At 60.9% G+C, this 14,224-nt stretch carries 10 protein-coding genes; 5 read left to right on the top strand and 5 right to left on the bottom strand.

Features of this window, described 5'->3' with window-relative positions:
- Positions 1-89 precede the first annotated feature (89 nt).
- The 4 genes from JNC62_RS12880 to JNC62_RS12865 all read left to right on the top strand — a co-directional run bounded on the left by JNC62_RS12880 (position 90) and on the right by JNC62_RS12865 (position 4,311).
- Positions 90-1,499: a KpsE/RkpR family capsule polysaccharide export protein gene (locus tag JNC62_RS12880; protein ID WP_374839354.1), complete on the top strand. Its 1,410-nt coding sequence runs from the start codon at positions 90-92 to the stop codon at positions 1,497-1,499.
- Between the two features lie 44 nt (positions 1,500-1,543).
- Positions 1,544-2,332 carry an ABC transporter permease gene (locus JNC62_RS12875; protein ID WP_374839352.1) on the top strand — a complete coding sequence of 263 codons (789 nt, stop codon included), beginning with the start codon at positions 1,544-1,546 and terminating at the stop codon, positions 2,330-2,332.
- Entirely contained in the window at positions 2,329-2,994 is a 666-nt protein-coding gene (locus JNC62_RS12870) for an ABC transporter ATP-binding protein (RefSeq protein WP_374839350.1), read from the top strand. The genes JNC62_RS12875 and JNC62_RS12870 overlap by 4 nt, the downstream gene beginning before the upstream one ends.
- A 288-nt stretch (positions 2,995-3,282) precedes the next feature.
- Positions 3,283-4,311 carry a DUF2793 domain-containing protein gene (locus JNC62_RS12865; protein WP_374839348.1) on the top strand — a complete coding sequence of 343 codons (1,029 nt, stop codon included), beginning with the start codon at positions 3,283-3,285 and terminating at the stop codon, positions 4,309-4,311.
- A 53-nt stretch (positions 4,312-4,364) separates the two neighbouring features.
- Here the strand turns inward: JNC62_RS12865 and JNC62_RS12860 are convergent, their stop codons facing one another.
- From JNC62_RS12860 to JNC62_RS12840, 5 genes are all read right to left on the bottom strand, one after another.
- Positions 4,365-5,540, bottom strand: coding sequence for a capsular polysaccharide export protein, LipB/KpsS family (locus tag JNC62_RS12860; RefSeq protein ID WP_374839346.1), 1,176 nt, complete (start codon positions 5,538-5,540; stop codon positions 4,365-4,367).
- A gap of 428 nt (positions 5,541-5,968) precedes the next feature.
- On the bottom strand, positions 5,969-7,993 hold the full coding sequence (locus JNC62_RS12855) for a capsule polysaccharide biogenesis protein (protein ID WP_374839344.1): 2,025 nt from the start codon (positions 7,991-7,993) through the stop codon (positions 5,969-5,971).
- Between the two features lie 139 nt (positions 7,994-8,132).
- Positions 8,133-9,356, bottom strand: a complete 1,224-nt coding sequence (locus JNC62_RS12850) for a polysaccharide biosynthesis/export family protein (RefSeq protein ID WP_374839342.1) — start codon at positions 9,354-9,356, stop codon at positions 8,133-8,135.
- Positions 9,357-9,714: 358 nt separating this feature from the next.
- Positions 9,715-12,162, bottom strand: a complete 2,448-nt coding sequence (locus JNC62_RS12845) for a GcvT family protein (RefSeq protein WP_374839340.1) — start codon at positions 12,160-12,162, stop codon at positions 9,715-9,717.
- Between the two features lie 13 nt (positions 12,163-12,175).
- Positions 12,176-13,054 carry a phosphotransferase gene (locus JNC62_RS12840; protein WP_374839338.1) on the bottom strand — a complete coding sequence of 293 codons (879 nt, stop codon included), beginning with the start codon at positions 13,052-13,054 and terminating at the stop codon, positions 12,176-12,178.
- A gap of 207 nt (positions 13,055-13,261) precedes the next feature.
- Here JNC62_RS12840 and JNC62_RS12835 point away from each other — a divergent pair, with 207 nt between their 5' ends.
- Positions 13,262-14,089, top strand: coding sequence for a DeoR/GlpR family DNA-binding transcription regulator (locus JNC62_RS12835; protein ID WP_374839336.1), 828 nt, complete (start codon positions 13,262-13,264; stop codon positions 14,087-14,089).
- The last annotated feature ends 135 nt before the right edge of the window (positions 14,090-14,224 follow it).

The following is a 14,224-nucleotide window of genomic DNA, read 5'->3' as shown; positions in this document are numbered from 1 at the left end:
GCGACCTTGTAACGCATCAGCAGTTCGCATAAACTGCCAAGCGATCAGGTAGTTAACAAGTAATTGCTGACAGCAGCGAGAGTATCAACGTGAAGAATGAATCGCCGCCCGCAGCACCGGAGCTGGACGCAGAGACGCGCGCTGTGCCACCAGCCAGCAATCTTCTGGACATGGCGAAGGCCCGCATCATGCACCGTGCCGAACGACAGAAGCAGCGTCTGATCCGTGAAGCGTCCGCATTTGCCGGCGCGAAAGTGAAGCGTGACGAGTTCGACGAAGGCGACGAACTGCCGCCTGCGACAGCCAGGGCGGACAAGAAATTTTCGGCGAAGTCGATCTTCGAGATGCCGAACCTCTCTTCGATGAAGAAGAAGAGCAAGGTCAACTGGACCGCTATCTCTTTCGTCCTTGCCGTTGTCGTTCCGACAATCCTGACCGGACTTTATTTCGCGTTCATCGCCAGTCCGCAGTATGAAGTCGAATCGCAGTTCGCAGTGCGTGGATCGAGCGAGAGTTCGCTCGGCGCGCTCGGGCTGAGCACGTTGATGGGCACATCCGCACAGGCCGGCGACTCCTATATCGTGGCCGACTACATCCACTCCAAGCAAGTCCTACAGGACATGATCGATCAACTTGGGCTGGACGTTCGCCAGCTTTATGCGCGCGATGGCATCGATTTTGTCTATAAAATCGCGGGGGCGGAGCCGCTGGATGAGTTTGTCAGTTATTGGCAGGACATGGTGAACGTCAGCTTCAACTCGACGACCGGCAACGTCACCCTGCAGGTCTACGCATTTACCGCCGAAGATGCGAAGAAGATTACGGACGGCATCCTGCTCGTTGCGGAGAACCTGGTGAATCGGCTCTCCGAAGAGTCGCGCAACCAGTACATCGATGTGGTCAACAAGCAGGTCCAGCGTACGGAAAACCGCCTTGCGAGCGTTCGCGAGCAGATGTCGCAATTGCGGCAGACCGAGCAGGCGATCGATCCGGCTGCGCTAGCTACGATGGAATCTTCGATCATCGGCTCGATCGAGGAGCAGCTCGCATCGGTCCGCACCCGTTACAAAGCCTTGCTGAACACCGTCAGCAGGGATGCGCCCTCGGCCAAGGTCCTTGAGCGGCAGATCGTTGCTCTGGAAGCACAGCTGGCGGAACAAAAGGCACGTGTCGGAGCCGGCACCACGAAGAAGACCGGGCGCAACCCCGATACCGCGTCCGGCACGATCAGCGATGTCATCGACAAGTTCTCCAAACTGACGATCGAGCAGGAGTTTGCCGTGAAGGCTTATTCCACCTCGTTGGCAGGGCTTGAAGCCGCCCTCGTGGAGGCACAGAAGCAGGAACGCTTCTTCGCAACCTATGTGACGCCGCGTCTGCCGGAAATCGCGATGTATCCGCAGCGCGTGCTGAACACGATGCTTGGCTTCATGCTGTTTTTCGCGATCTGGCTGATTGGTTTCTTTGCCTACAAGTCGATCAAGGATCACGCGATTTGATCTGCACCGGCTGCGCCATTCGCACATAGGGTCAGCATATGTACTTGACCGACAAGAGCTTTGGCTACGCCCTGAAGGAAAACGGGCGTGTCTTGGCGGCCCTCGTGATCCGCAGCAGCGTGACGCGGTTCGGGGAGAGCCGCATCGGCTATCTGTGGACCCTCGCGGAACCGGCGATCTATGTCGGCTTGTTCCTTTCGATGCACGGCTTCGTCCGGGCGGCCTTGCCGTTCGGCGACAGCGCCATGCTGTTCTTTCTGACCGGCGTCATCGGGTTCCGCATGACAAACCTGATCGCGCGAAAAGCCGCGAACGGATTGTCGCATAACCAAACCATGTTGAGCTATCCGCTGGTCAAGCCGCTTGACACGATTGTCGCGGCCTTCATCCTTGAAGTGATCATCTGGACGATTGTCTGCGCGCTTTTCATCTTCTTCATGTATGTGGGTCTTGATCGCAAGATCATCGTCTATCCGCTCGAATTCGGTGCGGCCATCCTGGCGATCGCCTTTTTTGCATTCTCATTTGCGGTGTTCAACGCCGTCATCGGGACTCTCGTGCCCATCTGGGACAAGACGCTCAGCTATACCAACATGCCTCTGATGTTGGCGTCGGGCGTCGTTTTCGTACCAGCAACCCTGCCGCCATCGGTACTGGCAATCATCTCCTGGAACCCTTTCCTGCACTGTGTCGAATGGTTCCGGTCGGCAACCTATCTCGACTACAACAGCGTTCTGGATAGAACTTATCTGTTGTCGGTGGCAGCGGTATTGCTGGTCGTCGGCCTGGCGCTGGAACGGATGTACCGGAACAAACTGCTAGAAAACGAATGATAGTTTTCGACAACGTTAGCAAGATCTTCAAGAGCCCGCGCGGCGGCCGGAAGGTGATTCTCGAGAATTTTTCGGCGGCATTTCGACCGGGCTTGAACATCGGCATCCTCGGACGCAACGGTGCCGGCAAGTCGACGCTGATGAACCTCATTTCCGGCATCGACACCCCAACCTCAGGCCGCATCTATCGCGAAGGCAAGATTTCCTGGCCGCTGGGTTTCAAGGGCGGCGTTCACGGCCGGCTGACAGGCGCCCAGAACACCCGCTTCATCGCCGACATCTATGGAAAGGATCGCAACGAGGTTCTGGAGTTCGTCAAGGACTTCTCTGAGCTCGGCGCCTATCTCGACATGCCGGTAAGAACCTATTCCGCCGGCATGCGGGCCCGTCTCACCTTTGGAATCTGCATGGCGATCGATTTCGAGTACTATCTCATCGATGAAGTCATCGCCGTTGGCGACACGAACTTCAAGAAGAAGAGCAAGCGCGTCTTCGACGAGCGCCGCGAAAACGCTACCCTGCTTCTCGTCTCCCACTCCTCCGCACTGTTGCGTGCCTTCTGCCACGTGGGCGGGGTCATGAAGGACGGCAACATAACCTTCTACGACGACATCGAAGAGGCGATAGACGTTCACGAGGCTACTCTTGCGAGCGGAAAATAACCGTCAAGCGGGGATATTTCTTCGCCGTTGAACGCGCACAGGGGAACCGCCGATGCGCAGAACCTCACGTCAGAGGCGATGGCTCGGTCTCCGGCCTTTTTTGATACAAATCAGCCTCTTACCAACTGTCCTGTGGACCTGCGACAAGCGGGGCGGCACTGCAATTGACGAGGCGTGCTCGCCCTTCATCATCACTCTCTGATGGTGGATTTTTCCCCGCATTCCCGGCCGGATCTATTCTGAACGCCACGTACCGCTGCTGCGGTGGCAATTGTTCAGGAGATGATCATGCAAGAGCATACGACCCGCCTCGGCCTTCCTTATATCTTGCCCTCCCAAGCGCAGAAACATGTTCCGCACAACGAGGCCCTTGATGCACTGGACACGATGGTCCAGCTTGTGCTGGTGAGCATTGGAGACACGCCTCCGGCATCTCCTTCGGAAGGGGCATGCTTCGGGGTCGATGCATCACCGACCGGCGCCTGGAATACGGCGGCCGGTGCGGTCGCGCAATGGCGTGACGGCGGCTGGCACTTCGTCCAACCCAAGGAGGGATGGATCGCTTGGTGCACCGCAGAGCAACGTTTGCATGTGCATGACGGGAACCGCTGGCAGAGATTTGCGCAACTGCCGTCGCTGGGCGTCAACGCCACTCCCGACGATACCAACCGGCTGTCTGTTGCCGCGGATGCTAGCCTTTTTTCGCACAACGCATCCGACCACCGTCTGAAGATCAACAAGGCAAGTCCGTCGGATACGGCCAGTCTGGTATTTCAGTCGAACTGGACGGGATATGCCGAGTTGGGACTCGCCGGCAACAATGATTTTGCCATCAAGGTGGCGGACACAGAGGGAAATTGGCAAACCGCTCTTAGCATCGACGCCACCGGGCATGTCGCTACCCCCTGCCGGCCCGCAGCTCGGGCTTGGCTGGCCGGCGGCGTCCAGACCCCCGCGCTGGGAAGCCTCATTGGCTTCACCGCCACCGCTTATGCGAGCGGGGGCTTTCGACTCGGCGACGCTGTGCCATCCGGTTTCGGCAATCACCTGGTCGCGCCGGTCACTGCCTACTATCTCTTCAGCCTCTCTATTGTCCCTGCTTCGACCTCCACGGCGCAGGTTGAAATCGTGGTCAATGACACGAGAAGTATCTTTAATACCCTCCCCCACTCCGGTGGCCCCGTTGGGCGAAAGGTCTGCTTCACCGGCATCGCTCCAATCGCCAAAAACGAGTGGGTTGCACTCAAGCAGCAGGCAAGTGCAGGCCTGGACTTCGATCTCAACAAGACGGAGTTGTTCATCGTTGCACTGACCTGAAGCACAACGGTTGTAAGGGGTAATCGACCGCTATGGACGCAGTCGGTCGGGCCTCAGCCGTGGGCGACGGCCGGAATGGTGTCGCGGAAGTTTCCGCTCAGCACCTGCGCACCGGAAGCGCTGTGTTCAGATCTGCGGCGGGCAGCGTCTGCAAGTTTGTCCCTCAGTGCGCCAATCGCGATTTCCATCCCGTCATAGGCATAGAAATCACCGGGCCGCAACGATTGCTCGTGCACCCACGACAGGTAGCGGCTTCGCACCTCCGCTGGCGCCACCTTGTTCCATGTCCAGAACCCGTCGAGGTCGATCCCCCTGTTGACGCAGAAGGCGAGGTCCGGATGCCGGTAGATCGCCTGCCCCATGATGGCCAGCGGGATTCCGTGCAGCAGGGCGAAGAAGCCGGAGGTGCTGTTGATCGTGATCATGCCCGCCGCATGGCGCGTCAACAGTCCAAGCGAGCCGCCGTCGATGATGTGGACCCTGTCGGCCACGTCGTTGAGGAGACTGACCTGTTCGATGAACTGCCGATCCCTGCTGTGCCCGCGCTCCAGCGGGTGGATCTTGAAGACCAACTGATGGGTTGCCGGCGCGTTGCGCGCAAACGAAACGATCGACTTCAGGATCAGTTTCTGGCTGTTCCAGCTGCCGGCGGCACGCCCCAACTGGCTATCGTCGTGAACCTGGAGCGGAACGAGGTAATATTTGCGGTCGAAGTGCTCCAGAAGTTTCTCGACACAGCGATAGTTTGCATTGAGATTGCGGAATTTCCGGTAGTAGTTCTTGATCCAATAGAAGGCCTCAGAGACGAGCATGCGTTTCCGCTTGTGGAAAAGCTTGCGCTCGGTGGCGCTTGAAAAGAGGTTCCGGAGCGAGAAATAGAGGAATGCATAGGACGCCATGGCGCCAAACGAAGAGGGATAGGAAACGCCTTTCGGACGATCCGACGATGTATACTCCGGAGGCGGCAACTTCCCCGCAATCGGCGAACACCAGTTGTTGCCGCCGAATTCAATCGTGACGTTGCCCGGGCGCAGATATCCTTCTTCAAGACAGATCACCGGAACGCCGAGCTTTTCGCAACAGGCGATCGCGATCCGGTGGATTTCTCGCTCGCAACCGAACAGAACGACAAAGTCGAAGCCATGGGCGCTGATCATTTCGGAGAGCCAGACGCGCCAGGCGTCGGCCGTTCCGGAGAAATTGAGTGTCTTCTCCCGTAGCGCAAACAACCTGTCGCCAATATGGAAGCAGACACGCCAGGCGTCAAAGCCGCTATCGTTCAGCAGGCTTTGCGCCTTGCGAAAGAATGGCCCGACCGGGCCCTGCAAAAGCAGGACACGCGGGACACTCTTTGCGGGAAACGGGCTTGACGACCGACGGCGGAGATTAAGGTGGATGAGCGGCGCCGCCGCCCTGCGCCCAGCAAGCCCATCCTCGCGCACATCGCCATTACTCGGCCGATTCGTAGAATCGCTTTTACTCGACATAACGTTCCAGCTTTTCTAGGGGTGCGCTCGGGCTGCTCTGTGTTGCATAAAAAACAAGGCGCATCAACAGGATTTCATTCAATTAATCTTACCCGACGTCATTTTCCAACCTTGCGATGTTCCAGCAATCCGGCTGAAGCAGGGTCCCAGCAGCATCATGCCAAGCCCGCTCAACCGGGCAGGCGATTGCGCATTGCAACGGCAATCCGGTTTACCGCACGCGCGAAATGCAAAGCGAGACGATCGCCAACCGAGCGGGGAGCGTCGTGCCCATCGGCGATCTGCCGGACCAGATCTTCCGGACGGCACGGCATTCCGCTCAAGGGGTGAATGTAGAGCGGGTAAAGGATCAGTGTTGCGGCGACCAGCATCGGCAGATCGATCCGTCGCCTGCGGCGCACAATCGGGCAGCGATCGTCCGTCAGTCCCCAGCCTGCGTAGAACGGTATGCCGTGTACACCGACTTTCTTTCCGCGCAAGAGCGCCTCGAACCCGGCAAGCGAGGTCATCGTCTCGACCCTGTCGCACCAGCCAACCCACTGCATGATGTCGCCATCGCGCACGATCTGGTCGGCCGCGTCGGGAACGATCCCGCCGGCGCGCATTCCCGACACCACGTCCGGATGCTCTTTGTAAACAATGTACGCCTCGGGGTAGAGGTGCCGCACCGCCGCCACCAGGGCCGCATTCGACCTGACCTCGGGCGAGCCAAAGCGGATCGATGCATCATTCTCCACTTGCCCCGGCACCAGGATTTTCAACCGCTCATCAGCAATGTCCGGCAGCGTGACGGTGGTTCCGAGGTTGTACTTCGAAATACCGCGTTCGATCAGAACCTGCCGCAGCGCTTCGGCGCGCTGCAACAGCGCGCCGCCGAATTCAGCTTCCGCGATAATTTTTTCCAGGCCGCTCGGCATGCGAGCGTCGTAATAGATGGTGTCTCCGTCAATCGCGACGGAAGACGGCATGACAAGCGCGGCGCCGAGCCCTTTCGAGCGAATGAAACCGTCCTCGATACGGAGGGCCTCCACGCCTGAGGGCAGCGGCCTGTCCGATCCCCAGACTGCAACCACGCCGTCGATTTCAGAAGCCCGACGTACAGCCCGCTCCACATCACGGGCGTGCAGCGGTGGTCCACGCATCCCCGTCAGGAAAGGTGTCATCGCCTTGCGCTTCCATGGCGACATGTCCGCCGTAATGACTTTCTTCGCCAACCTGTGCCGCTGGTCGCGAACTGCTATCGCCTGCTCGACGGCACGCTCGATGTCGCACTCGTTGCGGTCGTGGAGATCGAGAAAGCGGGAGTACCGGATGTAGGCCGCATCGAATATCTGCTCGAGGCTCGCCGAGGAACGGGTTGTCGGCGCCTCGGCATGGTCGACGGTGACACCCCGGCCGGAATAGAAGGTGACGCCAAAGCAGTGAACCTCCTTGCCCGCCATCAGCGCTTCGAAACCAAGCTGGCTCGACACGGTATAGACGGTGTCCGCGTCCTCCAGAAGCGGCCATGGGTTCATCGCGGGGGGCACGACGATATCGATCCCGAGGCGGTTAGCGGCCTGCCGAAGCAGGCTCCGTTCGCCTGCCGCCGGATGTGTACGCAACACGAAGGTCTTGCCGGGGTGGTGGTCGGCCGCGTGCTGCAACATCGCGGTGAAAGTGGTGCGATCGTCGGCCAGCGCGCCGGCAATCGACGCATCGCCTGCGACCTGGTCCACGAGCAGCACATAGGGACGCCCTCGCGGAATCCCCGTGTCTCGCAGGCCAACGATCGCGCCGTTGTTATACTTTGACAGCCTGGCCTGGCGTATTGTCGCGATGAGGTTGCGCGCGCGCTCCAGGCCTTTGCCGTCGGTCACCGGGTTTTCGAGCAGGGTTTGCAACCGGCTCGGTCCGGTGGCATCGAAATAAATGCCTTCGTCATCGATGACGAAAGCGTGCGCCGGCTCGCGTGCACGCGGCGCGAAGCCCTTGATGAAACCGTCCTCGAATATGATTGCAGGTTTGCCGGTTCGGGCCGAAAGCGCGCTCGCCCGCCGACCCGATGGCCTCCAGCCCCAACCGACGAAGGCGTCGACGCGTGTGGACAGCGGCCAAGGTACGATTTCGGCATCGAGCAGCCGTGAAATATCGGCGCGGATTCGCCACAAGCCGAGGGACGTGACCGCATAGGTTTTGCGTTTCCCGTCGCTCACGATGCACTACCCCATCTTCGGCTGGCAAGTCTGCCAGAACAACCGTTGAGTTTTCCAGCACCGCGTCTTCGCCCACGAGAGGCGCTGGCAGAGCCCCTCCCGGCGAGCGACAGCTCCGATTATAGCGCCCTCGCTCAGATCAGAAAGTCTGAACGGTCCGGGAAGCGGTGCTGACCGGTGCGAGCGTGCCCGTGACCATACCGACGAACCGGCTGAAATCCGTTGCCGGATGCCGCGAGAGGTAGATGACGTCACGGTTGCGGACCGGGAACGACTGGGCGACGATATAGCTCTGCGTCTGCGCCAGATCCAGCCGGTAGATGATCGGATAACGCCCTTGGCCGTCCGAAGTCATGCCCTTGGCCAGCAGATCGCGGAAGCGGTCGTCGCCGACGACGTGGCGATAGACGCTCTCGTTTTCGTATCGGAAAATGAAGTAGCCCTTGGGGTCCGCCGTCGCGAGGTTGCCGCCACCGGCAAGCGCGGCCGCCTCGATCAGGCTCAGGCTGGCTGCACCAAAGGGTATCTTGCCCTTCTTTTCCGTCTGGCCGAGAACCGAAAACGTCTGCGGATCATACGTTACATAAACCTGGTCGGCAGGCTTTACGATAATGTCTTCCTTGGGGTTGTCGACAATCGTCTGCAAGAGCACCGTGCCCGTGCGCCCACCGCGCTTGAGCGTTACATAGGTATCGTAGGGCGGCTTCGTTGCCCCACCAGCGCGCGCCAGCACCTCGCTCAAGTGATCGGCGCTGAGGCCAAGCGGAACCATCGCCGCATGGCCGACGTCGCCCTGGACGGAGACATTGCGCGACTCGTTTTCGGCCATCGACACCAGCACATCCGGCTCGACGGCCTTGGCCTTCAGCGCATCCACGATCGTGTCCCGCGCCGTCTCCAACGTCATGCCGGCGAAACGGACCGAGCCGACATACGGGATCTGGCCACGGCCGTCCGGCTGCACCACGACAGGGATCGTCGTCGACTTGCTTTCCGTCGTCGAAAACAGCCCGTCCGGGCCGGCTTCGAAGATCGTCACCTGGAGCTTGTCGCCAACACCGATAACCGGCACGCCGCCGGCTCCGCCGAAGCCGAAGGTCCGTGCAAGGCTGGGGGTTCCGAGCGTGGTCACGCCGTTGGCGACGCGCTGGTCGATGTCGACCACGTCGAAAATCATCTTGGTTTCCGGGATCTTGTAGGAACTGCCGCCCGTCGCGCCGGCGTCGAGCACTTCGCGGGTCAGCGGACCATCGCTGGGGACCAAACATCCGGAAAGCGCCAGCAGAGCAACGCCCGATGCGAGGCGCGCCAAAGACCGTGCAAACCTCGCCCTCGAGTTGCCGATGCCGTTATTCTTGCTCATCACACTGCAATTCCCTTTCGCCATACCTCCTCGAGGCAAGGCGCCGAAAACGGACGAGTGTCCGCCCCATCAAACGTGTTGATGGAAAAAGTCAATGTCCCACCACGTTCCGACCGAGACACCGAGCCACAAGGGGCCTCCGCCGTCACCATGGAGCAAATCCCTTGCACATTCGTTACGTCAAGAAAAGTCGATTTCGCGGCGTCGCGCTAAAATGGCGCTTTTCCACGAGAATTTCCCTTCGTATGCGATAAAAAGGGCGCATCCGGCAGCGAAGGTTTTGCGTCTGGCCGGCGTTTGCGACCCCGTTTTGCGGAATCAGACCCTCGGACGCCAGGCCAACTGGTTGCGCCATCCGTCAACTTCGGACCCGGCTGCCGGTCGGATCATACAGCGGTGCAAGATGCGGGGTGCACGGCACCCGCCGGCCGGCCACATCGAGTTCGTAAGTGCCGGAAAGCACATAATCGGAATCGACGCCGTCCCGGTGGCGCACATAGCCGAATCCGATCGCCCTGCCGACCGTGTGGCCAAAACCGCCGCTGGTGAGCCAACCCGCCTTATCGCTGTTGCGGTAGATCGTCTCGCGGCCAAGCAGCACCGTGCCCGGCTCGTCCGGAGCGAAACAGACGAGTCGTTTGCGCACGCCTTCGGCAAGCTGGCGCTCGATCGCCGCCCGGCCGAGAAAGTCGGTCGCCTGGCCGGTTTTCACCGCCCAGGCAAGGCCCGCCTCAACCGGCGTATGATCCGGGCCGATATCCGAGCCCCAGGCGCGATAGCCCTTTTCGAGCCGGCAAGTTTCCAGCGCGCGGTAGCCGGCATTAGCCAGCCCCTCATCCCTGCCCGCCTCCATCAGGGCGTCGTAGACGGCAGCCGCGTCGTCGACGCAAAGGTGCAGTTCCCACCCGAGCTCACCGACGTAGGTGATCCGCATTGCCCGAACGGTCCGGCCAGCAACGACGATGGTCCGGACGGTGCCAAATGGAAAGCCTTTGTTCGACACGTCGTCCTCGGCGAGCCTTTGCAGGATCGAGCGTGAGTTCGGTCCCATCAGCACCAGGACGGACCATTTGTCCGTCACATCTTTCAACGTCGCATCGAGCCCGGCAGGAATGTTCCGCGCGATCCAGTCGAAATCATGGGTGGCGAAGCCGGTCCCGGTAACGATGTAATACTCATCTTCGGCGATACGCGCGGCCGTGAGGTCGCATTCGATCCCGCCACGGTCGTTGAGCATCTGTGTGTAGATGACGGAGCCGGGTCGACGCGCGACATTGTTGGCGGCGATCCATGAGAGGGCGCGTTCGGCATCCCTGCCCTTCAGCGAGAACTTGGCAAAGGAGGTCTGGTCGAAGATCGCCGCTGCCTCGCGCACAGCCCGGTGCTCGCGCGCGACGGCGGAAAACCAGTTGGGCCGGCCGTATGTGTAGACGTCCTGCGGCGTCTCGCCCGCGGCCAGGTCGGCGAACCAGTTCGGCCGTTCCCACCCAAGCTTTTCGCCAAAGCAGGCTCCTTGTGCCTTCAGCCGCGCATAGAGTGGCGATGTTCGGAACGGACGCGCGCTTGCGTGTTCTTCCGACGGCCAGGCCATCGTGTAGTGCTTGCCATACGCCTCGATGGTGCGGCGCCGGATCCAGTCGGCATCGAAATGCGGCCGGCCGAAGCGACGGATATCAACCGGCCAGAGATCGAAGGGCGGTTCACCGTTGGCCACCCATTCGGCCAGCGCCATGCCCGCACCGCCGCCGGAGGCGATCCCGAATGCGTTGAAGCCCGCGCCGATGAAGAAATTGCGCAGGCCCGGCGCTTCGCCAAGAATGAAGTTGCCATCCGGCGTAAAGCTCTCCGGTCCGTTGAGAAGCTGCTTCACGCCTGCCGTTTCGAGAGCGGGCACCCGGCCAAGGGCAAGCTCCATGATCTGCTCGAAGCGTTCCAGATCGGGATTGAGCAGACCATAATGAAAGCCTTCGGGAATTCCGTTCACCGCCCATGGGGCAGGATTGGGTTCGTAGCCCCCCATCACCAGCCCGCCGACCTCCTCCTTGTAATAGGTCAGCCGGTCCGGATCCCTCAGCGTCGGCAAGTCGGACGGCACGCCGAAAGGCTCGGTGATGAGATACTGGTGCTCCATCGGCACCAAGGGCACATCGACGCCGAAGCGGGCGGCGAATTCCCGCGTCCATTGCCCGGCGCAGACCACGACGCGCTCGCATTCGATCCGGCCACGCGCCGTGACGACTGCGCGAATGCGCCCGTTGTCGATCTCGATGTCGCCAACCTCGGTGTCTTCGAAGATCGAAGCGCCTGCCATCGTTGCGCCGCGCGCCAGCGCCAGCGTGATATCGGACGGATTGGCCTGCCCGTCCGTCGGCAGGAACGCCGCACCGACGACGTCATCGATCGTCATTAGCGGCCAGAGGTCCTGCGCTTCCTTTGGCGTCAGCAGTTCCATTTCCAGGCCGAAGGAGCGTGCGGTCGTCGCCTGGCGCTTGACCTCGGTCCAGCGCTCCTCGTTGCAGGCGAGCCGCAGCCCGCCATTCATCTTCCAGCCCGTTCCCAGGCCCGTTTCCGCCTCGAGCCGCTTGTACAACTGGACCGAATAGCCCAGGAGCTGGGTGATGTTGGCGCTCGTGCGCAACTGTCCGACAAGGCCGGCGGCATGGAAGGTCGTTCCCGACGTCAGTTTCTTGCGTTCCAGTAGAACCGTATCGGTCCAGCCGAGCTTGGCCAGATGATAGGCCGTCGAGCAACCGATGATCCCACCGCCGATGACGACCGCTCTTGCGCTCGCTGGGAGCTCCTTCATCGCTGCCGCTCCGTTATGTTTCCGAATGCTGGAACTGGTCATAGGCCCGCTCGAACCGGGCGATATTCTCTGCCGTGTACGCGGCATAGTCGAAGTCGATGGCCGAATGGATTTCGGAAACCATGCTCCACAGGGTCTCGCGCAACAGCGCCACACATTTCATCGCCCGGTAGCGCCGCCAGAGGTCGCCAGACACCGGCCGCTCGAAGTAGCGCTCCAACAGCCACACTTCCTGCGCCTCGCTGAGTTCGTTGTTCGACGCCAGACCGCCGAGATCGAAGAGCGGCGTGTTGTAGCCGGCATAATCCCAGTCGATCAGCCAGAGACGCCTGCCGTCATCCAGAAAATTGGCCGCGAGAAGATCGTTGTGTCCGAAGACGATGTCATATGGGCCGGTGGCCGCCTCCAGTGCCCTTGATCTCCGAACCAGTTCGTTCAGCCGAGGAACATGCGGGCTGCCGGCGTCGGTGAGCGTCGCGGCATAATCCTCGATGACGTGGAACGCCCAGAAGATCGTTGCGGCCCCGCGATAGTGGCGCCCAGTCTCCCGGTGACAGGTCTGGATCAGCGGCACGATCCGCTCCAGGTAGGCCGGCGATCGAACATCGTCGGGGGTCAGCGTCCGGCCGCCAACATAGTCGAGCACGAGAATACCGGGCTGGTGGTGAATGACCGCCGGAGAGATGCCGGCCGCGTGGGCGGCTCTGCTTGCCGCGACCTCATTTTGCCGGCTGATCTGGTGAATTGGAATGTCGTCGCCCAGCCGGACGACATAGCTGCGCTCCCCGTCGGTGACCCGATAGTTTCGATTGGTAATTCCCCCCTTCAGAACGGACACCTCAGGCGTGCCATTCCATAGGGGCAGCGAACGGATTGTCTCCAGCGCCGCCAAGTCCATGTCTACCCGGTCCCCTGGCGCACCTCAGTGGCACGCTCATTTTGGACGACGTTCCCGCAGGCGCCAAAGCCTGTCAAGCTCATTCCACAAAATCGAACATGGCCATGGGTTTTTGTTGTAGCATCATGTGGCACCTTCCAGCGCGATATCTTGCGCGCGGCCGCTTTGACCATCACACCGCGAATGCGGACAGGAAACGGAATGGACACGCCAGCGAATTCACCCGCCCTTTCCAACCATCGCGAGCGAGAGATCTTGGAGGAACTGCGGCTTGCTGGCGGCTCGAGCCGCATTCAGTTCCTTGCCGAGCGGCTCCGGGTCTCCGAAGAAACGATCCGCCGCAACGTCCGCACACTGGAGGCAAACGGGCTCGTCACCAAGGTCCACGGCGGCGTCCACATCACCGACAGCGTGGGCGAGCAGCCGCTGCATTTCCGCATGAACGTCAACCCGGAACCGAAGCGTCTGATCGCTGCGAAGGTCGCCACGATCGTGAAAAACGGCGACAGCCTGTTTCTCGACATCGGCTCCACGACGGCCTTCATTGCCGTCGCCCTGCAGAAACACCGCGACCTGTTCATCGTCACCAATTCGCTCTCGGTCGCCCATACGCTCGCCACGCGCAACGACAACCGCGTCTATTTTGCCGGCGGCGAACTTCGCACACACGATGCCGGCTCATTCGGCATCGAGGCGCTGCACTATATCGAGCGCTTCAACCTGCAACATGCGATCCTGTCGGTAACGGCCATCAACGCCCGCTCCGGCTTCATGCTGCAGGATATACAGGAGGCCGACATCTCCCGCGTCGCCGCCCGCCAGGCGCAGAACCGCATTATCGTGGCCGACGCCGAAAAGTTCGGCCGGACGGCACCGATCACGATCGCTCCGCCCGCGACCTACGACATGCTCGTGACCGACGCGGAACCACCGGCGGACATTCGCCGCATGCTGGACCAGAACAACGTCAAGGTCGTCCTGGCAAACGCCCAGGGAGCAGCATCAGAGAGAACAAAAATGCCGCCGTGAGGGCCTCGAGCCTGACGTGGCCCCTGACGCTCGACGGCGGCATTTCCGGAGCGATCTTCGTGGTCGCTTCTCTTGGCGGGTCCCCTCTGGACCTCATCGTTTTGCATGCAGAAACCGTGCCAGACGCAGTTGGCC

The organism is Mycoplana ramosa, assembly GCF_041930185.1.
Lineage (GTDB): Bacteria > Pseudomonadota > Alphaproteobacteria > Rhizobiales > Rhizobiaceae > Mycoplana > Mycoplana ramosa.
The sequence above is the reverse complement of the archived record's forward strand: the minus strand, read 5'-3'. Positions and strand labels throughout refer to the sequence as shown.

Bases quoted from the DNA above. Each gene is read 5' to 3' on its own strand.
- JNC62_RS12870 (WP_374839350.1), top strand. From the start codon at position 2,329: ATGATAGTTTTCGACAACGTTAGCAAGATCTTCAAGAGCCCGCGCGGC.
- JNC62_RS12865 (WP_374839348.1), top strand. From the start codon at position 3,283: ATGCAAGAGCATACGACCCGCCTCGGCCTTCCTTATATCTTGCCCTCC.
- JNC62_RS12850 (WP_374839342.1), bottom strand. From the start codon at position 9,356: ATGAGCAAGAATAACGGCATCGGCAACTCGAGGGCGAGGTTTGCACGG.
- JNC62_RS12835 (WP_374839336.1), top strand. From the start codon at position 13,262: ATGGACACGCCAGCGAATTCACCCGCCCTTTCCAACCATCGCGAGCGA.
- JNC62_RS12845 (WP_374839340.1), bottom strand. From the start codon at position 12,162: ATGAAGGAGCTCCCAGCGAGCGCAAGAGCGGTCGTCATCGGCGGTGGG.